Origin of the sequence: Phenylobacterium sp. LH3H17 (assembly GCF_024298925.1) — a bacterium.
Classification (GTDB): domain Bacteria; phylum Pseudomonadota; class Alphaproteobacteria; order Caulobacterales; family Caulobacteraceae; genus Phenylobacterium.
Genome location: NZ_CP101283.1, coordinates 2,100,552 through 2,122,186 on the forward strand (window position 1 = coordinate 2,100,552; position 21,635 = coordinate 2,122,186).

The 21,635-nt window shown below is 66.5% G+C and carries 25 protein-coding genes; all 25 read left to right on the forward strand.

The genetic code is table 11. From position 1 onward, the window contains the following. Positions 1-20 precede the first annotated feature (20 nt). The 25 genes from M9M90_RS10365 (at position 21) to sidA (ending at position 21,628) form a co-directional block, all read left to right on the forward strand. Positions 21-398, forward strand: coding sequence for an NADH-quinone oxidoreductase subunit A (locus M9M90_RS10365; protein ID WP_254833165.1), 378 nt, complete (start codon positions 21-23; stop codon positions 396-398). Continuing rightward, positions 368-949 (forward strand): NADH-quinone oxidoreductase subunit B family protein, encoded by a 582-nt coding sequence (locus M9M90_RS10370; protein WP_254833166.1) that lies wholly within the window; start codon positions 368-370, stop codon positions 947-949. The genes M9M90_RS10365 and M9M90_RS10370 overlap by 31 nt, the downstream gene beginning before the upstream one ends. Beyond that, complete coding sequence (locus tag M9M90_RS10375; protein ID WP_254833167.1) at positions 946-1,563, forward strand: NADH-quinone oxidoreductase subunit C; 618 nt, start codon at positions 946-948, stop codon at positions 1,561-1,563. The genes M9M90_RS10370 and M9M90_RS10375 overlap by 4 nt, the downstream gene beginning before the upstream one ends. Beyond that, a complete protein-coding gene (locus tag M9M90_RS10380; protein WP_254833168.1) occupies positions 1,563-2,777 on the forward strand; it encodes an NADH-quinone oxidoreductase subunit D in 1,215 nt (404 codons plus the stop codon). The genes M9M90_RS10375 and M9M90_RS10380 overlap by 1 nt, the downstream gene beginning before the upstream one ends. Further along, positions 2,774-3,124, forward strand: coding sequence for a nuclear transport factor 2 family protein (locus M9M90_RS10385; protein WP_254833169.1), 351 nt, complete (start codon positions 2,774-2,776; stop codon positions 3,122-3,124). The genes M9M90_RS10380 and M9M90_RS10385 overlap by 4 nt, the downstream gene beginning before the upstream one ends. 7 nt (positions 3,125-3,131) lie before the next feature. Beyond that, positions 3,132-3,812 carry an NADH-quinone oxidoreductase subunit NuoE gene (gene nuoE, locus M9M90_RS10390; RefSeq protein WP_254833170.1) on the forward strand — a complete coding sequence of 227 codons (681 nt, stop codon included), beginning with the start codon at positions 3,132-3,134 and terminating at the stop codon, positions 3,810-3,812. Beyond that, complete coding sequence (locus M9M90_RS10395; protein WP_254833171.1) at positions 3,812-4,018, forward strand: hypothetical protein; 207 nt, start codon at positions 3,812-3,814, stop codon at positions 4,016-4,018. The genes nuoE and M9M90_RS10395 overlap by 1 nt, the downstream gene beginning before the upstream one ends. 5 nt (positions 4,019-4,023) lie before the next feature. Then, positions 4,024-5,340 (forward strand): NADH-quinone oxidoreductase subunit NuoF, encoded by a 1,317-nt coding sequence (nuoF, locus tag M9M90_RS10400; protein ID WP_254833172.1) that lies wholly within the window; start codon positions 4,024-4,026, stop codon positions 5,338-5,340. A 6-nt stretch (positions 5,341-5,346) separates the two neighbouring features. Then, positions 5,347-7,386 carry an NADH-quinone oxidoreductase subunit NuoG gene (gene nuoG, locus M9M90_RS10405; RefSeq protein ID WP_254833173.1) on the forward strand — a complete coding sequence of 680 codons (2,040 nt, stop codon included), beginning with the start codon at positions 5,347-5,349 and terminating at the stop codon, positions 7,384-7,386. Between the two features lie 3 nt (positions 7,387-7,389). Further along, a complete protein-coding gene (nuoH, locus tag M9M90_RS10410) occupies positions 7,390-8,472 on the forward strand; it encodes an NADH-quinone oxidoreductase subunit NuoH (protein WP_254833174.1) in 1,083 nt (360 codons plus the stop codon). Beyond that, entirely contained in the window at positions 8,469-8,678 is a 210-nt protein-coding gene (locus tag M9M90_RS10415; RefSeq protein WP_254833175.1) for a hypothetical protein, read from the forward strand. The genes nuoH and M9M90_RS10415 overlap by 4 nt, the downstream gene beginning before the upstream one ends. A 7-nt stretch (positions 8,679-8,685) precedes the next feature. After that, a complete protein-coding gene (gene nuoI, locus M9M90_RS10420; RefSeq protein WP_254833176.1) occupies positions 8,686-9,177 on the forward strand; it encodes an NADH-quinone oxidoreductase subunit NuoI in 492 nt (163 codons plus the stop codon). A gap of 84 nt (positions 9,178-9,261) precedes the next feature. Beyond that, positions 9,262-9,873 (forward strand): NADH-quinone oxidoreductase subunit J, encoded by a 612-nt coding sequence (locus M9M90_RS10425; protein WP_254833177.1) that lies wholly within the window; start codon positions 9,262-9,264, stop codon positions 9,871-9,873. Further along, positions 9,870-10,178, forward strand: coding sequence for an NADH-quinone oxidoreductase subunit NuoK (gene nuoK, locus M9M90_RS10430; RefSeq protein ID WP_254833178.1), 309 nt, complete (start codon positions 9,870-9,872; stop codon positions 10,176-10,178). The genes M9M90_RS10425 and nuoK overlap by 4 nt, the downstream gene beginning before the upstream one ends. Positions 10,179-10,189: 11 nt before the next feature. Then, on the forward strand, positions 10,190-12,256 hold the full coding sequence (nuoL, locus tag M9M90_RS10435) for an NADH-quinone oxidoreductase subunit L (RefSeq protein ID WP_254833179.1): 2,067 nt from the start codon (positions 10,190-10,192) through the stop codon (positions 12,254-12,256). 14 nt (positions 12,257-12,270) lie between these two features. Further along, positions 12,271-13,755 (forward strand): NADH-quinone oxidoreductase subunit M, encoded by a 1,485-nt coding sequence (locus M9M90_RS10440; protein ID WP_371876839.1) that lies wholly within the window; start codon positions 12,271-12,273, stop codon positions 13,753-13,755. 13 nt (positions 13,756-13,768) lie between these two features. Beyond that, the gene (gene nuoN, locus M9M90_RS10445) at positions 13,769-15,208 is read left to right on the forward strand and encodes an NADH-quinone oxidoreductase subunit NuoN (RefSeq protein WP_254833181.1); all 1,440 of its coding nucleotides are present in this window, start codon (positions 13,769-13,771) and stop codon (positions 15,206-15,208) included. Continuing rightward, entirely contained in the window at positions 15,209-15,946 is a 738-nt protein-coding gene (locus tag M9M90_RS10450; protein WP_254833182.1) for a biotin--[acetyl-CoA-carboxylase] ligase, read from the forward strand. It abuts the gene before it with no gap. Positions 15,947-15,949: 3 nt separating this feature from the next. Then, positions 15,950-16,726, forward strand: coding sequence for a type III pantothenate kinase (locus M9M90_RS10455; protein ID WP_254833183.1), 777 nt, complete (start codon positions 15,950-15,952; stop codon positions 16,724-16,726). After that, positions 16,726-18,408, forward strand: a complete 1,683-nt coding sequence (locus M9M90_RS10460) for a ribonuclease J (protein ID WP_254833184.1) — start codon at positions 16,726-16,728, stop codon at positions 18,406-18,408. Before M9M90_RS10455 ends, M9M90_RS10460 begins: the two co-directional genes overlap by 1 nt. A gap of 47 nt (positions 18,409-18,455) precedes the next feature. After that, the gene (gene mce, locus M9M90_RS10465; protein ID WP_254833185.1) at positions 18,456-18,878 is read left to right on the forward strand and encodes a methylmalonyl-CoA epimerase; all 423 of its coding nucleotides are present in this window, start codon (positions 18,456-18,458) and stop codon (positions 18,876-18,878) included. Continuing rightward, a complete protein-coding gene (locus M9M90_RS10470) occupies positions 18,878-19,141 on the forward strand; it encodes a DUF1467 family protein (protein WP_254833186.1) in 264 nt (87 codons plus the stop codon). Before mce ends, M9M90_RS10470 begins: the two co-directional genes overlap by 1 nt. A gap of 290 nt (positions 19,142-19,431) precedes the next feature. Further along, positions 19,432-20,724, forward strand: coding sequence for a lipoprotein-releasing ABC transporter permease subunit (locus M9M90_RS10475; RefSeq protein WP_254833187.1), 1,293 nt, complete (start codon positions 19,432-19,434; stop codon positions 20,722-20,724). Next, positions 20,717-21,406: an ABC transporter ATP-binding protein gene (locus tag M9M90_RS10480; RefSeq protein WP_254833188.1), complete on the forward strand. Its 690-nt coding sequence runs from the start codon at positions 20,717-20,719 to the stop codon at positions 21,404-21,406. The genes M9M90_RS10475 and M9M90_RS10480 overlap by 8 nt, the downstream gene beginning before the upstream one ends. Before the next feature lie 132 nt (positions 21,407-21,538). Then, the gene (sidA, locus tag M9M90_RS21290; RefSeq protein WP_082531887.1) at positions 21,539-21,628 is read left to right on the forward strand and encodes a cell division inhibitor SidA; all 90 of its coding nucleotides are present in this window, start codon (positions 21,539-21,541) and stop codon (positions 21,626-21,628) included. Positions 21,629-21,635 lie beyond the last annotated feature (7 nt).

The window sequence follows — 21,635 nt, forward strand, 5'->3', positions numbered from 1 at the left end:
CGACTCCGCTTGAGGATTCCATGAACGCCTTCCTTCTGCAGTACCTGCCCATCGTGATCTTCCTGGGGATCGCGGGAGCCCTGGGTCTGGTTTTCATCATCGCTTCGGCGGTCCTGGCTCCCAAGGCCCCGGACCCGGAGAAGCTCTCCACATATGAGTGCGGGTTCAACGCGTTCGACGACGCGCGGATGAAATTCGACGTGCGGTTCTACCTGGTCTCGATCCTATTCATCATCTTCGACCTGGAAGTGGCGTTCCTGTTCCCCTGGGCCGTGGCGCTGATGAAGCTGCCGCAGGAGGCCAGCCAATTCGCCTTCTGGTCGATGATGACCTTCCTGGGCGTGCTCACCGTGGGCTTCATCTACGAATGGAAGAAGGGAGCCCTGGAATGGGAATAATCGTTCCTGCGGGCGCTGCCGGCCGCACCACGGTCGAAGGCTATAATCCCAAGGCCCATGACCCGTTCTTTGACGGGATCTCCGGTGAGCTGGCCGACAAGGGCTTCATCACCGCGGCGGCCGACGACCTGATCACCTGGGCGCGCACCGGTTCGCTGATGTGGATGACCTTTGGTCTCGCCTGCTGCGCGGTCGAGATGATGCAGGCCTCGATGCCCCGCTACGACCTGGAGCGCTACGGCTTCGCCCCCCGCGCCAGCCCGCGCCAGTCGGACGTGATGATCGTCGCCGGCACGCTCTGCAACAAGATGGCTCCGGCCCTGCGCAAGGTCTACGACCAGATGCCGGAGCCGCGCTACGTGATCTCCATGGGCTCGTGCGCCAACGGCGGGGGCTACTACTACTTCTCCTATTCCGTGGTGCGCGGCTGCGATCGGATCGTGCCCGTGGACATCTATGTGCCGGGCTGCCCGCCCACCGCCGAGGCCTTGGTCTACGGCGTGCTGCAGCTGCAGAAGAAGATCCGCCGCACCGGGACCATCGAGCGATGAGCTGGCCGCAGACCTCCGACCAGATGGAGATGCTGGGCCAGGCGATCGTGGCCAACAGCGCCGGCGCGATCGCCGGCCATTCCGTGGCCTTTGGCGAGCTGACCCTGACCGCGCCGCTGCCGCGGATCGTGGAGGCGCTGACCTATCTGCGCGACCACCAGGACTATCAGTTCCAGCAGCTCATCGACCTCTGCGGCGTGGACTATCCCGAGCGCGTCCGGCGGTTCGACGTGGTCTACCACCTGCTGTCCCTGACGAAGAACCACAGGGTCCGGCTGAAGATCGAGACCGACGAGGACACGCCCGTCCCGACCGTGACCGGGGTCTATCCCTGCGCCGACTGGTTCGAGCGCGAGGCCTTCGACATGTACGGCGTCTTCTTCGAGGGCCATCCGGACCTGCGCCGCATCCTCACCGACTACGGCTTCCACGGCCATCCGCTCCGCAAGGACTTCCCGATGACCGGCTATGTGGAGCTGCGCTACGACGACGAACTCAAGCGCGTGGTCTACGAGCCGGTGAAGTCGGTCGAGTATCGCAACTGGGACTTCCTCTCGCCCTGGGAGGGCGCGGACTACGTGCTGCCCGGCGACGAAAAAGTGGAGGCGAAGTGATGGCTGACGACGCTTCGCTGACCCCGCACGTGCCGGAGACCCCGGTCCGCAAGTTCAACATCAATTTCGGCCCGCAGCATCCCGCGGCCCACGGCGTCCTGCGTCTGGTCCTGGAGTTGGACGGGGAGATCGTCGAGCGGGTCGACCCGCACATCGGCCTGCTGCATCGCGGCACCGAAAAGCTGATGGAGTACCGGACCTACCTCCAGAACATCCCCTATTTCGACCGCCTCGACTACGTGGCGCCGATGAACCAGGAGCACGCCTTCTGCCTGGCCATCGAGAAGCTCATGGGGATCGAGGTTCCGATCCGCGGCAGCCTGATCCGGGTGATGTTCTCGGAGATCGGCCGGATCCTGAACCACCTGCTCAATGTCACCACCCAGGCCATGGACGTCGGCGCGCTCACCCCGCCGTTGTGGGGCTTCGAAGAGCGCGAGAAGCTGATGGTGTTCTACGAGCGCGCCTGCGGGGCGCGGCTCCACGCCAACTATTTCCGGCCCGGCGGGGTCCACCAGGACCTGCCCGAGGCCCTGGTCAACGACATCGGCGACTGGGCCACGGCCTTCGCCCGGCCGATGGCCGACATCGACAGGCTGATCACGGGCAACCGCATCTTCAAGCAGCGCAACGTCGACATCGGCGTGGTGACCAAGGACGAGGCCATCAAGTGGGGCTTCTCCGGCGTCATGGTGCGCGGCTCGGGCATCGCCTGGGACCTGCGTCGCAGTCAGCCCTACGAATGCTATGACGACTTCGAGTTTGACATCCCGCTGGGCGTGAACGGCGACTGCTACGACCGCTATCTCTGCCGGATGCAGGAGATGCGCGAGTCGACGAAGATCATCCTCCAGTGCGTGGAGCGGCTGAAAAAGACCCCTGGCCCGGTGCTGACCGAGGACAACAAGGTCTCGCCCCCCCGCCGCGGTGAGATGAAACGCTCGATGGAAGCGCTGATCCACCACTTCAAGCTCTATACCGAGGGCTTCCACACCCCGCCGGGCGAGGTCTATGCCTGCGTCGAGGCGCCCAAGGGCGAGTTCGGCGTCTATCTGGTGAGCAACGGGACGAACAAGCCCTACCGCTGCAAGATCCGCGCGCCGGGCTATCCGCACCTGATGGCCATGGACTGGATAAACCGCGGCCACATGCTGGCCGACGTCTCCGCCATCCTGGGCTCGCTCGATATCGTGTTCGGGGAGATAGACCGGTGAGCGCCCCCGCCTGCATCAGCCCGTTCGACGTGGCCGAGGCCCAACTCGAGGCTTACAACGACCAGGATCTGGACGGCCATTGCGCCTGCTTCGCCGACGACATCGTGGTCGCCGACCTGAATGGCGCGGTGACCATCTCCGGCATCGCGGCTTACCGCGCGAAGTACACCCAGGTTTTCGCCGACTTTCCCCAGAACAAGGCTGAACTGCTCAACCGCATGGTCATCGGCAATACGGTGATCGACCACGAGCGGGTCAGCCGCACGCCCGGCGGCGACACCTTCGAGGTCGCGGCCATCTACACGATCGCCGACGCCAAGATCGTCCGCGTCGACTTTGTGAAGTGAGGAACGTTTGAGCGTCCGTCGCCTCTCGCCGAACCAGCCCGCCAGCTTCGAGTTCTCGAAAGAGAGCGCCAAGCAGGCGCAGTGGTGGATTTCGAAGTACCCGCAAGGCCGGCAGCAGTCGGCCGTGATCCCGATCCTGTGGCTGATCCAGAAGCAGGAGGGCTGGGTTTCCGAACCCGCCATCCGCGCCGTGGCCGCCCTGTTGGGCATGCCGCAGATCCGGGTGCTGGAGGTCGCGACCTTCTACACCATGTTCATGCTGGAGCAGGTGGGCACCCACGCCCTTGTGCAGGTGTGCGGCACGACGCCCTGCGCCCTGCGCGGCGCCAACGAGCTGATGGCCCACTGCAAGACGCGGATCGGTCCCAAGGACCACCGCTCGGCCGACGGCAAGTTCTACTGGCAGGAAGTCGAGTGCCTGGGCGCCTGCTCGAACGCGCCCATGGCCGCGATCAACGACTATTACTACGAGGACCTGACGGTCGAGATCCTGGACAAATTGCTGGACGACTTTGCCGCCGGCAAGCCGCCCGCGCCGGGCTCGATGATCGGCCGCCAGGGTTCTTCTCCCGAGGGCGGGCCGCTCGTGCTCACCGATCCGAAGCTCTATGACGGCTCGGCCGCCAAGCCGATCAAGTCGCTGCCCAACGCCGCGCCCAAGGGCAAGGCCAAGGCTCCGGCCACCTGATGGATCTCGAAGCCACCAAGCGCCGACTGAAGGTCATGGTCGCCGTCGACGCGGTCTGCGGGATCGTGGCCGCCGCCGCGGCCTATGGCGCCTTCGGCAAGGGCGTGGACTGGCTGGTCTATGTGTTCGTGGCGGCGCTCATCGCTGGGCTTGCCGCCCAGATCTGGTTCATCGCGGGCGTTCGTTCCGCGAAAAAGGGAGTGTAGGGGCCTTGGTCGGCATCCTCGAAGACAAGGACCGCATCTTCACCAACCTCTATGGCGTCCACGATTGGGGCCTGGAAGGTGCGAAGACTCGCGGCTGCTGGAACGCCACCCGCGAGATGCTGGCCCAGACCCCGGAATGGATCTGCGAGCAGATCAAGGAATCGGGCCTGCGCGGGCGGGGCGGTGGGGGGTTCCCCACGGGTCTCAAATGGACCTTCATGCCGAAGGCCGAGAGCGAACGGCCCCACTTCCTGGTGGTCAACGCCGACGAGTCCGAGCCCGGCGCCTGCAAGGACCGGGAGATCATCCGCAACGATCCGCACCTGCTGATCGAGGGGTGCCTGGTCGCCAGCTACGCCATCCGCGCCCACACCGCCTATATCTATATCCGTGGCGAATACGTGCATGAGCGCGAGCGCCTCGAGGCCGCGATCCGCCAGGCCTACGACGCCAGGCTGATCGGCAAGGGCAACATCCACGGCTGGGACTTCGACCTCCACGTCACCCACGGCGCCGGGGCCTATATCTGCGGCGACGAGACTGCGCTGATGGAGAGCCTGGAAGGCAAGAAGGGCCAACCGCGCCTGAAGCCGCCGTTCCCGGCCGGCGCCGGCATCTATGGCGCCCCGACCACCATCAACAACGTCGAGTCGATCGCGGTCGTGGGTTCGATTCTGCGCCGTGGCGCCGGCTGGTTCGCGGGCTTCGGGCGGCCGAAGAACTCGGGCATCAAGCTGATGGCGGCCTCGGGCCACGTCAACAAGCCCTGCGTGGTCGAGGAGACCATGTCGATCCCCATGCGCCAGCTGATCGAGGACCACTTCGGCGGCGTGCGCGGCGGTTGGGGCAACCTCAAGGCCGTGATCCCCGGCGGCATCTCCATGCGGATGATCCCGGCGGAAGAGGCCGAGGAAGCCCTGATGGATTTCGACGACCTGGCCGCGCGCCGGTCGGGCCTAGGCACCGCCACCATGATCGTCATGGACAAGGACGCCGACCTTGTCCGCGCCATCGCGCGCGCGTCCTACTTCTACAAGCACGAGAGCTGCGGCCAGTGCACGCCCTGCCGCGAAGGCACCGGCTGGATGTGGCGGGTCATGGAGCGCATGGCCACCGGCGAGGCCGAGATGCGCGAGATCGACATGCTGCTGGACGTCGCCAGCCAGGTCGAGGGCCACACCATCTGCGGCCTGGGCGACGCGGCCGCCTGGCCGATCCAGGGCCTGTTCCGCCACTTCCGCCACGAGGTGGAGGAGCGGATCACCAATTACCGCATCGGCAAGCCGCACGTTCAGGGCGCGTCCCTGGAAGCGGCGGAGTAACCCGGCATGCCCATAGCGAAGGTCAACGGCGTCGAGGTCGAGTTCGAACCCGGCATGACGGTTCTGCAGGTGGCGGAGCTGGCCGGGGAAGAGATCCCGCGCTTCTGCTATCACGAACGCCTCAGCATCGCCGGCAACTGCCGCATGTGCCTGGTCGAGGTTAAGCCTGGCCCGCCGAAGCCCCAGGCCTCGTGCGCCCTGCCGGCCGCCGAGGGCCAGGAGATCATCACCAACTCCCCCATGGTCAAGAAGGCCCGGGAAGGGGTGATGGAGTTCCTGCTGATCAACCACCCCCTGGACTGCCCGATCTGCGACCAGGGCGGGGAGTGCGACCTGCAGGACCAGGCCATGGGCTATGGCCGGGACGACAGCCGCTACGCCGACAACAAGCGCGCCGTCGAAGAGAAGTTCATGGGGCCGTTGATCAAGACGGTCATGACGCGCTGCATCCAGTGCACCCGCTGCGTCCGCTTCATCACCGAGGTGGCGGGCGTGCCGGAAATCGGTCTCATCTCCCGCGGCGAAGATGTTGAAATCACGACCTATCTCGACAAATCGGTGACGTCGGAACTCTCGGCCAATGTGATCGACCTCTGCCCGGTCGGCGCCCTGACCTCCAAGCCCTACGCCTTCAACGCCCGGCCCTGGGAGCTGAAGAAGACCGAGAGCGTCGACGTGATGGACGCCCTGGGCTCGGCGATCCGCGTCGACAGCCGCGGCCCCGCGGTGCTGCGCGTGCTGCCCCGCCTCAACGAGGACATCAACGAGGAGTGGATCAGCGACAAGACCCGCTACGCCGTGGATGGCCTGCTGCGTCAACGCCTTGACCAGCCCTATGTCCGCAAGGACGGCCGCCTGCAGCCGGCGAGCTGGGCCGAGGCCCTCGACCTGGTGGCGTCCAAGATCAAGGCCGCCAGTCCCGACCGTGTCGGGGTGATCGCCGGTGACCTGCAGGACGCGGAGTCCATGAAGGCCGCCAAGGACCTGTTCGGGTCGCTTGGCGTCAAGAACATCGACTGCCGGCAGGACGGCATGGCGCTCGGCGCCGGTCCGCGCGAGAGCTGGCTGTTCAACTCCACCATCGCCGGGATCGAGAACGCCGACGCGATCCTCATCGTGGGGGCCAATCCGCGCCTCGAGGCGCCGGTGTTCAACGCTCGCCTGCGCAAGCGCTGGCTGGCCGGCGCCCTGCGGGTGGGCGTGATCGGCGAACAGGCCGACCTCACCTATGGCTACGACTACCTAGGCGCCGGACCTGAGAGCCTGTCGGGCCTGGCCAAGGCCAAGAGCGACTTCGTCAAGGTGCTCCGGGACGCCAAGGCCCCGGCGATCATCGTCGGGACCGGGGCGCTGGGCCGCGAGGACGGCGCCGCCGTGCTGGCCGCCGCAGCGGCAGCGGCCAAGACCTTCGGCCTGACCTGGAACGTGCTGCATACAGCGGCGTCCCGGGTTGGCGGCCTCGACATGGGCTTCGTCCCCCCCGAGGGCGGCAAGAGCGCCCGCGACATGGCCGCAGCCGGCGCTCTGGACGTGCTCTTCCTGCTGGGCGCAGACGAGATCGACATCTCGGTCTCCAAGGCCTTCACCGTCTATCTGGGCACCCATGGCGACGCCGGAGCCCACAAGGCCGACGTCATCCTGCCCGGCGCCGCCTACACCGAAAAGGACGGCCTATACGTCAACACCGAGGGCCGGGTGCAGATGGGCTTCCGCGCCGTGTTCCCCAAGGGCGAGGCCCGTGAGGACTGGTCGGTGCTGCGCGCCCTGTCCGACCGCCTGGGCGCGACCCTGCCGTACGACACCCTGGCCCAACTTCGCGCCAAGCTGTTCGAGGACCATCCGACCTTCGGCCAGATCGACTATGTGCCGGCTGCGCCGGCCGTCATCGATTTCGCCGCGCTGGGGACCAAGGGGACGGCGTCGGACAAGCCGTTCTCGAGCCCCATCAAGGCGTTCCACCTGACCAACCCCATCGCCCGCGCCAGCGTGACGATGGCCGAATGCGCCGCCGTGGTCTCCGGCGCCGCCAAGATCGCGGCGGAGTAGGGCATGGATCCCACCACCAATTTCTGGACCACCCCGGGCGGCTGGACCCTGATCACCGTCGCCCAGATCATGGCGGTGATCCTGCCCCTGCTCGTGGCCCTGGCCTTCTTCATGCTGGCCGACCGCAAGATCTGGGCGGGCGTGCAGATGCGGAAGGGTCCCAATGTCGTCGGTCCGTTCGGACTGCTCCAGTCCTTCGCCGACCTCATCAAGTTCGTACTGAAGGAACTGGTGATTCCCGACGGAGCCGACAAGTTCGTTTTCCTGCTGGCTCCGGTTCTGACCTTCACCCTGGCCATGGTCGGCTGGGCGGTGATCCCGTTCGCGCCCGGCTGGGTGGTCTCCAACATCAATGTCGGGGTGTTGTATCTGTTCGCGATCAGCTCGCTGGGCGTCTACGGCATCATCATGGGCGGCTGGGCCTCGAACTCGAAGTACCCGTTCCTGGGCAGCCTTCGTTCGGCGGCGCAGATGGTTTCCTATGAGGTCTCCATCGGCTTCGTGATCGTCACCGTGATCCTGCTGGCCGGCACCATGAACCTGCAGACCATCGTTGAGCAGCAGGCCGGCGGGTTCTGGAACTGGTACTTCCTGGGCGGCGACGGCCTCACCGGCCTGCCCATCGCCCTGGTCATGATCCCGATGGCGGTGATCTTCTTCATCTCGGCCCTGGCCGAGACCAATCGCCCGCCCTTCGACCTGCCGGAAGCCGAGTCCGAGCTCGTGGCCGGCTATCAGGTGGAATACTCCTCCAGCCCCTTCCTGCTGTTCATGATCGGCGAACTGGTCAGCATCGTGCTGATGTGCGCGCTGATCTCGCTGCTGTTCTTCGGCGGCTGGCAGGCGCCGATCGATTTCGCCTTCGTCCACGACTGGCCGCCGACGGTGCAGAGCTTCTACGGCCTGATGTGGTTCGTCATGAAGATCTGCTTCTTCTTCTTCCTGATCGCCATGGCCAAGGCCATCGTGCCCCGCTACCGCTACGATCAGCTCATGCGGCTGGGTTGGAAGGTGTTCCTGCCGACCTCGCTGGTGGCCGTGGTCCTGGTTGCGGCCTGGCGCGTGTTCGGACCGGCCTCGGCATGAGGGGCCTGGTGATCCTCGCGGCGACACTGGCGCTCGGCGCCTGCGCGACCAGCTCGGTGGAGTCGGGCGCGACGGTGGGCAATGTGGCCAATTACGATGCGCTGAAACAAGCCCGCGACGCCTGCGTGAAGCAGGGCGGGGAGATCGTCCAGCGGCCGCAGAGCTCCGGCAAGCGGCTCGCCGACTTCGTGTGTAAGGGAAAGTGAGCGCCAGATGATGCAGCGCATCTCACAGGCCATCAAAGGCGCGGCGCTGATGGACTTCCTCGGCGCCTTCGGTATGGCCATGCAGTACATGGTCCGCCCCAAGGCGACGGTGCAGTATCCGCATGAGCGCAATCCGCAGTCTCCGCGGTTCCGTGGCGAGCACGTGCTGCGCCGCTATCCCAACGGGGAAGAGCGCTGCATCGCCTGCAAGCTGTGCGAGGCCATCTGCCCGGCCCAGGCCATCACCATCGAGGCCGAGCCGCGCGACGACGGCAGCCGGCGCACGACCCGCTACGACATCGACATGGTCAAGTGCATCTATTGCGGCCTCTGCCAGGAGGCCTGCCCGGTCGACGCCATCGTCGAAGGGCCGAACATCGAGTACGCGGTCGAGACGCGCGAAGAACTCTATTACGACAAGGAACGCCTGCTTGCGAACGGGGATCGTTGGGAGCGGCAAATCGCGAAGAACCTGGAACTGGACGCGCCCTACCGCTAAGCACGGGGCGCGATTCCGAGACGAAATAAGCTCGCCGGCCTGAGGCCGGACGACACTGAAACTGAGGGGCTGAGAAGAGCCGTCATGGCCTTGGCGATCGCATTTTACCTGCTGGCGGCGGTGACCGTAGGCTCCGGATTCGCGGTGGTCTCATCGCGCAATCCCGTGCACTCGGTGCTGTTCCTGATCCTCAGCTTCTTCTCGGCCGCGGGGCTGTTCGTGACCCTCGGGGCCGAGTTCCTCGCCATGCTGCTGGTGGTCGTCTATGTCGGCGCCGTGGCGGTGTTGTTCCTGTTCGTCGTCATGATGCTGGACGTCGATTTCGCCGCCCTGCGCCAGGGCTTCGCCCGCTACATGCCGCTGGGCGGTCTGGTGGCCGGGATCCTGGCCATCGAGATGATCGTGGTGGCCACCGCCGTCGCGACCCAGGGCGCGGCCAGTCTCAACGACACGCCGACCGTCCATACCGACGTGAGCAACGCCGAGACCATCGGGCGGGTGCTCTACACCGACTATGTCTACTTCTTCCAGGCCGCGGGACTGGTGCTGCTGGTGGCCATGATCGGCGCCATCGTGCTCACCCTGCGCCATAAGCCCGGCGTCCGACGCCAGGTGATCGCCGACCAGGTGGCCCGCAGCCCCAAGAGCGGCATGCGCATCGTCCAGATCAAGTCGGGGCAGGGGATCGACCAATGACCATCGGGCTGACCCACTATCTCTCGGTCGCCGCGATCCTGTTCACCATCGGGGTCTTCGGCATCTTCGTGAACCGCAAGAACATCATCGTCATCCTGATGTCGATCGAGCTGATCCTGCTGGCGGTGAACATCAACCTGGTGGCCTTCTCGGTCTATCTGCACAACGTGGTCGGGCAGATCTTCGCCATGTTCGTGCTGACTGTCGCCGCGGCCGAGGCCGCCGTCGGCCTGGCCATCCTCGTCACCTTCTTCCGTAACCGCGGCGACATCGCCGTGGACGACGTTTCGATGATGAAGGGCTGAGCGACCTTTCCATGACCCCTTCGTCCCTCATCACGACCGTGGTCTTCGCCCCCCTGGTGGGCGCGATCATCGCGGGCCTGTTCGGCCGCCGCATCGGCAATGTGGCCTCCGAGGCCATCACCACCGGCCTGCTGCTGCTGGCCGCCGTCTTCTCCTGGGTGATCTTCGCGCAGTGGACCTGGGGTGGGCTGGAGCCCTTCACCCTGGAGTTCCTGCCCTTCATCAATATCGGAGACTTCCAGTCCAACTGGTCGATCCGGCTGGACGGCCTGTCGGCCGTGATGCTGGTGGTGGTCACCAGCGTCTCGTCCCTGGTCCACATCTATTCGTGGGGCTACATGGCCGAGGACGACAGCAAGCCCCGGTTCTTCGCCTACCTGTCGCTGTTCACCTTCGCCATGCTGGCCCTGGTGACCGCCGCCGACTTCATGCAGCTGTTTTTCGGCTGGGAAGGGGTGGGCCTGGCCAGCTACCTGCTGATCGGATTCTGGTTCAAGAAACCCACCGCCAACGCCGCTTCGATCAAGGCTTTCGTGGTCAACCGTGTGGGCGACTTCGGCTTCGCGCTCGGCATCATGACCGTCTACTGGATGTTCGGCTCGATCCAGTTCGCCGAGATCTTCCCGCGGGTGCCCGAGTTCGCCAACACCGCCTGGTGGTTCGCGGGTTCCTACTGGCACGCCGTGGATCTCGCCTGCGCCCTGCTGTTCGTCGGCGCCATGGGCAAGTCGGCGCAGTTCTTCCTGCACACCTGGCTGCCGGACGCCATGGAGGGCCCGACCCCGGTCTCGGCCCTGATCCATGCCGCGACCATGGTCACCGCCGGCGTCTACATGGTCTGCCTGCTGTCGCCGATGTTCGAGTACGCGCCCTACGCCAAGCAGATTGTCACCCTGGTCGGCGCGGTGACGGCCCTGTTCGCGGCCACGGTCGGCCTGGCGCAGAACGACATCAAGCGGGTCATCGCCTATTCGACCTGTTCGCAGCTCGGCTACATGTTCTTCGCCGCCGGCGTGGGCGCCTATCAGGCGGCCATGTTCCACCTGTTCACCCACGCCTTCTTCAAGGCGCTGCTGTTCCTCGGCGCGGGCTCGGTGATCCACGGCATGCACCACGAGCAGGACATGCGGAAGATGGGCGGGCTGTGGAAGCACCTGCCGATCACCTATGCGGTCATGACCATCGGGACCCTGGCCATCACCGGCTTCGGCATTCCCAGCCTGCACCTCGGCTTCGCGGGCTTCTATTCCAAGGACACGATCATCGAGGCCGCCTTCGCGGCCGGCCAGCAGATGGGCGGAGTGGCCTATTTCGCGTTCGTGGTCAGCGTCTTCGCCGCCGGCCTCACCGCCTTCTACTCGTGGCGCCTGGCCTTCATGACCTTCCACGGCACGCCCAAGTGGGGTCACGACGACCACCACCACCACGCGGCCGACGACCATGCCAGCCATGCCCAGATCGAGACACACGACGAGCCGTTGCCGGACCACGATCATGGGCACGGCCACGACCACAAGCCCCATGAGAGCCCGTGGTCGATGCTGGTCCCGATCATGCTGCTGGCGGTCGGGGCGCTGGCCGCCGGCTACTTCTTCGTCGACCACTTCGTCGGCGAGGGCTGGAAGGAATTCTGGCGCGGGGCGATCTTCAACGGCGCGGACAACCACGTCCTGGAGCACGCCCACCATTCGCCGACGTGGGTGAAGTGGGCGCCGCTGGCGGTCTCGGCGATCGGCTTCGCCGGCGCCTACTACGTCTACATCCTGCGCGAGGGCATGGGAGCCGCCATCGCCGCGCGGAAGGGCCCGCTGTGGACCTTCCTCTACAACAAGTGGTTCTTCGACGAGCTCTATGAGGCGACTTTCGTGCGTGCGGCCAAGTTCCTGGGCGACCTGTTCTGGAAGGGCGGCGACCAGAAGATCATCGACGGCTTCGGCCCCGACGGCGTCTCGGCGGTGTCCTATGCGGTGGGCCGGGCGGCCGGCCGGGCGCAGACCGGCTACGTCTACCACTATGCATTCGTGATGCTGCTCGGCGTGGCGGGTCTCCTGACCTACGCGCTGATCCAGTGGGCTTGAGGGGGGACGATCCGATGACCGGCATTCTCTCCCTCGTCACCTTCGCCCCGCTGATCGGGGTGGCGGCCATCCTGCTGCTCCGCGCGGCGTCCAAGGACGAGGCGCGTGTCGTCTCGGCCTCCAAGTGGATCGCGCTCGTCACGACGCTCGCGACCCTGGCGCTCTCCATCCTGCTGGTGGCCGAGTTCGACCCGGCCAATCCGGGATTCCAGTTCCTGGAGGACGCAGTCTGGTTCGCGGGCATCCACTACCGGATGGGGGTGGACGGGATCTCGATCCTGTTCGTCCTGCTGACCGCCTTCCTCATGCCGATCTGTATCGCCGCCTCCTGGAAGACGATCGAGAAGCGCGTGCCGGAATACATGGTCGCCTTCCTGGTCCTCGAGACCCTGGTGATCGGCGTGTTCTGCGCCCTGGACCTGGTGCTGTTCTACGCCTTCTTCGAATTCGGCCTGGTGCCGATGTTCCTGATCATCGGGATCTGGGGCGGCAAGAACCGGGTCTACGCGGCCTACAAGTTCTTCCTCTACACCCTGCTGGGCTCGGTCCTGATGCTGGCGGCGATCCTCGCCATGATCGGGATCGCCGGGACCTCCTCGATCCCCGAGCTGATGGTCTACAAGTTCGCCCCCGAGCTGCAGACCTGGCTGTGGCTGGCCTTCTTCGCCTCGTTCGCGGTGAAGATGCCGATGTGGCCGGTCCACACCTGGCTGCCCGACGCCCACGTCGAGGCGCCCACGGCGGGCTCGGTCATCCTGGCCGGCATCCTCTTGAAGATGGGCGGCTATGGCTTCCTGCGCTTCAGCCTGCCGATGTTCCCGCAGGCCTCGGACTATTTCGCGCCGCTGGTCTTCGCGCTGAGCGTCATCGCGGTGGTTTACACCTCGCTGGTCGCCTTCCGGCAGACCGACATCAAGAAGCTGATCGCCTATTCGTCGGTGGCTCACATGGGCTTCGTGACCATGGGGATCTTCGCCGGCAACGCCGTCGGCATCCAGGGCGCGATCTTCCAGATGCTGAGCCACGGGGTGATCTCGGGTGCGCTCTTCCTCTGCGTCGGCGTCGTCTATGACCGCATGCACACCCGCGAGATCGCCTTCTACGGCGGGCTGGTGAACCGCATGCCGTGGTACGCGGCGACCTTCATGCTTTTCACCATGGGCAATGTGGGACTGCCGGGCACCTCGGGCTTCATCGGCGAGATCACCACCATGGTCGGGGTCTACCAGGTCTCGACCTGGACGGCGGTCGTGGCCGCCACCGGAGTGATCTTCTCCGCGGTCTATGCGCTCAGCCTCTATCGTCGGGTCATCTTCGGCGAGATCACCAATCCTGCGCTGGCCGACATCACCGACCTCGACTGGCGCGAGGTGGCGATCTTCGCGCCGCTGATCGCGTCCACCCTGTACCTCGGCGTCTATCCGGCCGCCGTCCTCGATCTGACCCAAGCCTCGGTCGACAACCTCGCCGCGATCTATCGCGCGGCCATCGGCGGGTGAGGAAGACCACCAGATGAACTTCGAGACCTCCCTCTCCCTCGCCGTCCCGGAACTGATCCTCGCCGGCGGAGCCCTCGTCCTGCTGGTGGCCGGCGCCTTCTCGCCGCGCAGCACCACGGCGATCATGTGGGCGTCGATCCTGGTGCTGCTGGGCGCGACCTGGGCCGCGGCCGTCGGCCCGCTCGGCCGCGGTTTCTCCGGCGGCATGATCTCCGACCAGGCCTCGGCCTTCGCCAAGGTGGCGATCTACCTGGCCAGCGCCGTGGCCCTGCCGCTGGGCCAGAAGTGGTTCGAGCGCCAGTCGGTGCGGAACTTCGAGTTCCCGGTCCTGGTCCTGCTGGCCGCGCTGGGCATGGGCATGATGGCCTCGGCCGGCGACCTGATCTCGCTCTATGTCGGCGTCGAACTGCAGTCCCTGGCCCTCTACGTCCTGGCCGCCATGCACCGTGAAAACGCCAAGGCGTCGGAAGCCGGCCTCAAGTACTTCGTACTGGGCGCGCTCTCCTCGGGCCTGCTGCTCTACGGGGCCTCGCTGATCTATGGGTTCGCCGGCTCGACCCTGTTCACCGACATCGCCGTGGCGGTGACTTCGGGCGCCAACACTGGGGTGCTATTCGGCCTGATCTTCCTGATCTGCGGTCTGGCCTTCAAGGTGTCCGCCGCCCCGTTCCACATGTGGACGCCCGACGTCTATGAGGGCGCTCCGACCCCGGTCGTGGCCTTCTTCGCCGCCGCGCCCAAGCTGGCGGCCATGGTGCTGTTCGCCCGGGTCCTCACCGAGGGTTTCGAAGGCGCCATCGACCAGTGGCGTCAGGTGCTGGTGGTCATCGCCCTGTTCTCGATCTTCGTGGGCGCCTTCGCCGGCCTTGCCCAGAAGAACCTCAAGCGGCTCTGGGCCTATTCCTCCATCGCCAATGTCGGCTACGCGATCCTGGGCTTGGCGGCGGGCAACGCCGAGGGCGTCCAGGCCATGCTGGTCTTCATGGTGCTCTACATGGTCGACGTCACCGGATTCTTCGCCTGCCTGACCGCGCTCAGCCGCGCCGGCGTGGCCATGGAGACCATCGACGACATGGCGGGGCTGTTCAAACAGCGTCCGGGCATCGCGCTGGCCATGACCGCGTTTTCGCTATCGGCCCTGGGCCTGCCGCCGTTCTCCGGCTTCTGGGCGAAGTTCTACGTCTTCAAGGCGGCCATCGGCGTGCAGGACCCGATGATCCAGATCGCCGCGGTGCTGGGCCTGGTCGGCAGCGTGGTGGCGGCCTTCTATTATCTGCGCCTGATCAAGACCATGTGGTTCGACACGGCCCCCAGCCAGACGGACGCCATCCCGGGCGAGGCCCGCGCTATCGCCTATGGGGCGGCCCTGTTCAGCTTCCCCCTGGTGCTGGGCGCGCTGATCTTCATCGATCCGCTGGCCCACGCGGCCGCCGCGGCGTTCGGCCTGAGCTAGGTGGCGCACCCGCCGATCGAAGCCTACGACGAACTCGATTCCACCAACGCCGAGGCGCGCCGCCGCGCCGAGGCGGGGGAGGGCGGCCCGGTGTGGATCACCGCCCTGACGCAGACGGCGGGGCGCGGCCGCCGCGGCCGATCCTGGCAGACCGCGAGCGGCAACCTGGCCGCCACCCTGCTGCTCACCACCGACAAGCCCGCCGGCGAGGCTGCTCAGATATCCTTCGTCGCCGCGCTCGCCGCCGCGGATCTCGCCGAGACCTGCCTGGGTCCCGGCGCCGCCCAGCTGAAATGGCCCAATGACGTCCTGGTGCATGGCCGCAAGGCGGTCGGCATCCTGGTCGAGTCCGGCGTCGGCCCCGATGGCCTGCTCTGGCTGGCGGTTGGTATCGGTATCAACCTGGCCCACGCCCCGCAGGACGTGGAGCGGCCGGCCACGTCCTTCGCCGAGCACATGACCGTCCCGCCGCCGGCGCCGCTCGACGCCCTGGAGGTGCTGGCCACCCGGTTCGAGCATTGGCGCGCGGCCTGGACGCGCGAGGGCTTCGCCCCCATCGCTACGGGGTGGACCGCCAAGGCCCACGGACTGGGCGAAGCCTGCGAAGCGCGCCTGCCCAACCAGACCATCCGGGGTGTTGCGCTGGGCCTGGATTCCGACGGCGCCCTGCGCCTGAAGCTGGACGACGGCGCGATCTTGCGCATAACCGCCGGCGACGTCTTTTTCGGAGGGGCCTGACCCATGCTGCTGGCCATCGAGCAGGGCAACACCAACACGCTGTTCGCCGTGCACGACGGCGAGACCTGGATCGCCCAGTGGCGCGCGGCCACCGATCCCAGCCGCACCGCCGACGAATACGCGGTCTGGCTGTCGCAGCTGCTGAACATGGCGGGCCTGCAGTTCGGAGTGCTGGACGCGGCGATCATTTCCAGCGTGGTGCCGCAGTCGATCTTCAACCTGCGCAACCTGGCCCGGCGCTACCTGCACGTCGAACCCCTGGTGATCGGCGAGAACGCGGACCTGGGCATCGAAGTACGGATCGACAAGCCGTCAGAGGCCGGCGCCGACCGGCTGGTGAACGCGCTGGGCGCGCACATCGTCTATCCGGGCCCGCTGATCGTCATCGACTCGGGCACGGCGACCACCTTCGACGTCATCGCCGCGGATGGTGGGTTCGAGGGGGGTGTGATCGCGCCTGGGATCAACCTATCTATGGAAGCGTTGCACACGGCGGCGGCAAAGTTGCCGCGGGTGGCGATCCAGAAACCCCAGCATGTGGTCGGCAAGGACACCGTCGGCGCCATGCAGTCGGGTGTCTTCTGGGGCTATGTGGCCCTGATCGAGGGCCTGATCGCCCGGATCAAGGCCGAACGCGACGAACCCATGACCGTGGTCGCCACGGGCGGCGTGGCGTCCCTGTTCCATGGGGCGACGCTCGCCATCGACCACTTCGACCCGGATCTGACGATCCGCGGCCTTCTTGAAATTCACCGCCGGAACACGGCGGCAAGGACGTAATGACCAAAGTAAAACCCACCGACGAACTCGTCTTCCTGCCGCTCGGCGGCTCGAACGAGATCGGCATGAACTTCAATCTCTACGGCTACGGCCCTCCGCATGCGCGCAAGTGGATCGTGGTCGACCTGGGCGTCACGTTCGGCGACCAGACCACGCCTGGCGTGGAAATTATCCTGCCCGACCCGGAGTTCATCGAGGCCCACGCCAAGGACATCCTGGGCATCGTGCTGACCCACGCCCATGAGGACCACATCGGCGCCGTGGCCTGGCTGTGGCCGCGCCTGCGCGCGCCGCTGTACGCCACGCCGTTCACCGCCTTCCTGCTGCGCGAGAAGCTGCGCGAGAACGAGGACTCCGCCGACGCCGAGATCACCGAGGTCCCGCTGGGCGGAACCATCAAGCTCGGTCCCTTCGAGATCGACCTCATCACCCTGACCCATTCGATCCCCGAGCCTAACGGCCTGGCGATCCGCACCCCGCTGGGCACCATCCTCCACACCGGCGACTGGAAGATCGACCCCGATCCCGTGCTGGGCTCGGTGACCGACGAAGGCGCAATCCGCAGGTTAGGCGACGAGGGCGTCCTGGCCATGGTCTGCGACTCCACAAACGTCTTCGTCGACGGCGAGGCGGGGTCGGAGGCCGACGTCCGGGACGCCATGGCCAAGCTGATCTCCGGCCTGACCGGCAAGGTGGCGGTGGCCTGTTTCGCCTCCAACGTGGCGCGCATGGACTCGATCATCCGAGCGGGGGAGGCCGCGGGCCGCCGCGTCTGCCTGGTCGGCCGCTCGATGCACCGGATGGCGGCGGCGGCCAAGTCGGTCGGCCTGTTCTCCGACATCAAGGAGTTCCTCACCGACGGCGAGGCCAGGCACTTCCCCGACGACAAGATCCTCTATCTCTGCACCGGCAGCCAGGGTGAACCCCGCGCGGCCCTCTCGCGGATCGCCGACGGGACCCACCAGCATGTGAAGCTGGGGGCGGGCGACGCCTGCGTCTTCTCCTCGCGGGTCATTCCCGGCAACGAGGTGCCGATCCGCAACCTGCAGAACCGCCTCGCCGATCGCGGGGTGCGGCTCTACACGGAGCGCGATCATCCGGGGATCCACGTCTCCGGCCACCCCTGCCGCGACGAGCTGGCCCGCATGTACGCCTGGGCTCGCCCGGAGATCGCGGTGCCCACCCACGGCGAGCGCCGCCACCTGCTGGAGCACGCCGCCTTCGCCAAGGACCTGCAGGTCAAGCAGACAGTGGCCCCGCGCAACGGCGACATGGTCCGCCTGGCCCCCGGCCGCGCCGAGATCATCGACGAGGTCCCGGCGGGCCGCATCTATGTGGACGCCGGTTTCCTGACCCCTGAGAACGGCGACGCCCTGCGCGAGCGTCGCCACGCGGCCTATAACGGCGTGCTGGCGGTCTCCGTGGTGCTGGACGGACGCGGCAAGATCGTCTCGGGCCCGCGGGTCAAGGCCCTGGGTCTCCCGGCCGACGAAGACTATTCGATGGACGAGGTGCTGGACGACCTGGCCGAGGATGCCGAGACGGCCTTCGGCAAGCTCAAGGGCGACCAGCGCGAGATCGATTCCGAGGTCGAGATGGCCCTGTCGCGGGCCGTGAAGAAGGCCAGCCAGCGCATCTGGGGAAAGCGGCCCGTGGTGGAGACCACGGTATTGCGGGTGTGACGCAGCGTGATCTCGCGCCTCGCCGCTGACAGGTCTATAGGGACGCCATGATCGGAAGACTGAACCACGTGGGGATCGCGACCCCTTCCATCGCCGAGTCCGTCGCCATGTATCGCGACATGCTGGGCGCCACTCAGGTCAGCGAGACCAAGATCCTGGAAGAGCAGGGGGTCTATGTCTGCTTCGTCGACCTGCCCAACAGCCAGATCGAGCTGATCGAGCCCTATGGCGAGGCCTCGCCGATCCACGCTTTCCTGGCCAAGAATCCCAAGGGCGGCCAGCACCATGTCTGCTTCGAGGTGCCCGACATCATCGTCGCTCGCGACGACATGCAGGCCAAGGGCGCCACGGTGCTCAACGACGGCAAGCCCCGCATCGGGGCGCACGGCGTGCCGGTGATCTTCGTCCATCCGAAGAACATGGGCGGCGTGCTGGTCGAGCTGATGGAAACCCCGAAGGACGCTCACTGATGGGTATCGCCACCGGCATCGCGATCTTCCTGACCATCTGGTGGACCGTGTTGTTCGCCATCCTGCCGCTGGGCGTCGTCAGCCACGCTGAAGCGGGGATCAACAAAGGCGACGGCGGCGATCCGGGCGCGCCGGTCGACCCCAAGCTCAGGAAGAAGTTCTTCACCACCACCTGGATCGCCGCGATCCTGTGGACGATCCTCTTCCTGGTGCTGCACTTCCGGCTGATCGTCCTGCCGCCGCTGCCCGCGAGCTGGACCTAGGCGCCCGACTTGGCGGCGGTTTCGCCGCGTCCGCACGCTGCGCGCCCAGTTTTTGGGCGAAATGCACGAACCTTCCTTGACGGGAGCCACGCCCCGCGCCGGCCGCCGCGATCGCGGCTATCCATGGTCACAGGCACGAGCGGCTCTCCGGAACTGCCGTGGCGTTTTCCCCGACGACTGAAGGCCGCCCACCTCCCTGGGCGGCCTTCTTTTCGCGCCTTTCATTGCCTAGCTGGCGAACCAATGGCTAACAGGGCCGTTGAACGAGCTCGACGGGGCGATTCCGACTTATGAGCATGACCGCCAGCACCAACGGCCGCGCGCCGCCCTTCGGCCAGTGGGAGCGCGCCGTGGCCACGCGCTACCTGCGCGCCAAGCGCAGCCAGGGCGGGGTGGCGCTGATCTCCATCATCTCCTTCGTCGGCATCATGCTGGCCGTGGCGGTGCTGATCATCGTCATGAGCGTGATGAACGGCTTCCGCACCGAACTGCTGTCGCGGATCCTCGGTTTTTCCGGCCATCTCTACGTCGCGGGCGGGGTGCTGAACTCTCCCGACCGGGACGCCATGATCGCGCGTATCGGCCAGATGCCCGGGGTGATCCAGGTGACTCCGGTGGTCGAGGCCCAGGCCATGGCGCTGGGCAATGGCCAGATCAGCGGCGCCATCGTGCGCGGCATCACGCCCAGGGACCTCAAGGCCACCAGGCTGGTCTCCGACAACATCACTCGCGGCTCCATGGCCGGCTTCGGCGAGGGCGAGTATGGCGGCGACCTGATCCTGGTGGGCGACCGCCTGGCCCAGGCCCTAGGCGTCCAGCCCGGCGACGCGCTCAGCCTGGTTTCGCCGGTCGGCGGCGCCACGGCCTTCGGCGGCACGCCCTTGCGCAAGACCTACACGGTGGCCGGCACCTTCACCGTCGGCATGAGCGAGTACGACCAGACCTTCATCTACATGCCCCTGGAACAGGCCCAGCTGTTCTTCGGACGTGAGACCGGGATCGACTATGTCGAGATCAAGCTGGAAGACCCCGACGAGTCCGTGGCCATGAAGCCCGACCTGGCCAAGGTCGCCGGCCCCGCGGCGCTGCTCACGGACTGGACCGAGAAGAACGCGTCCTACTGGGGGGCGCTCAAGGTCGAGCGCAACGTCATGCGGCTGATCCTGATGATGCTGGTCGCCATCGCGGCCATGAACATCATCTCGGGCCTGGTGATGCTGGTGAAGAACAAGGGCCGCGACATCGCCATCCTGCGGACCATGGGCGCCGGGCAGGGGTCGATCCTGCGCATCTTCTTCATGGCCGGCGCGGCGGTGGGGGTGCTGGGCACCCTGGCCGGCCTGGTGATCGGCTCCCTTTTCTGCATCTTCATCGGCGAGATCCAGCAGGCGGTGGAGTGGGTCACCGGCGCCCAGGTCTTCTCCTCGGACATCTATTTCCTCAGCCGCATCCCGGCCAAGATCGACTGGCGGGAGGTCGGCGTGATCACCTTCTGGGCCTTGGCCATGTCGTTCCTGGCGACCTTGCCGCCCGCCTGGCGCGCCTCGCGCCTCGATCCGGTGGAGGCGCTCCGCTATGAGTGAGCCTGTCCTCTCCATCCGCGGCCTGCGCCGCACCTACAAGAGCGGCGACCGTACTCTTGTGGTGCTGGACGGCGCCGCGCTCGACGTGAAACCGGGCGAGATCGTCGGCCTGATCGGGCCGTCGGGTTCGGGCAAGTCCTCGCTGCTGCACGCCGCGGGCCTGCTGGAGCATCCCGACGCCGGCGAGATCCATATCGAGGGCCGCGACTGTTCCGACCTCAGCGACCGCCAGCGCACCCGGGTCCGCCTGGCCGCGATCGGCTTCGTCTACCAGGCGCACCATCTCCTGGCCGAGTTCACCGCGCTCGACAACGTCGCCCTGCCACAGATGATCGCCGGGCGTTCGCGCAAGGCCGCGCGCGCGCGCGCGCTGGAGCTCCTGACCACCCTGGGCCTGGCCGAGCGGGTCGATCACCAGCCGGCCCAGATGTCGGGCGGCGAACAGCAGCGGGTGGCCATCGCCCGGGCGCTCGCCAACGCGCCGCGCCTCCTGCTGGCCGACGAGCCCACCGGGAACCTCGACCCCGCCACCTCCGCGGCGGTGTTCGAGAGCCTCTACGACCTGGCGCGCAAGACCGGGGTCGCGGCCTTGGTCGCCACCCACAACCTTGAGCTCGCCCGCCACATGGACCGGGTGGTGGCGCTGAAGGACGGCAAGCTGGAAGAGCAGACGAGAGCATAGGGGCTCCCGCCACACCCGATCACCGCGCTTAGTTGGCGATGAGTGGAGTGAGACCTGAATTGCCCTCTTGACGGATGAGAACAAAACAAGAATAAGAACATTCACAGAACATCCACAGAGGGGGCGTCGCAAATGGTTCGTTTGGCTCGGGAATCACTGGCCTTTGTGTCGGTGGCGGGGTTTGTCTGGATGATGTGCGCCGTGGCCCAGTTGGCGGCCTAGCAGACGG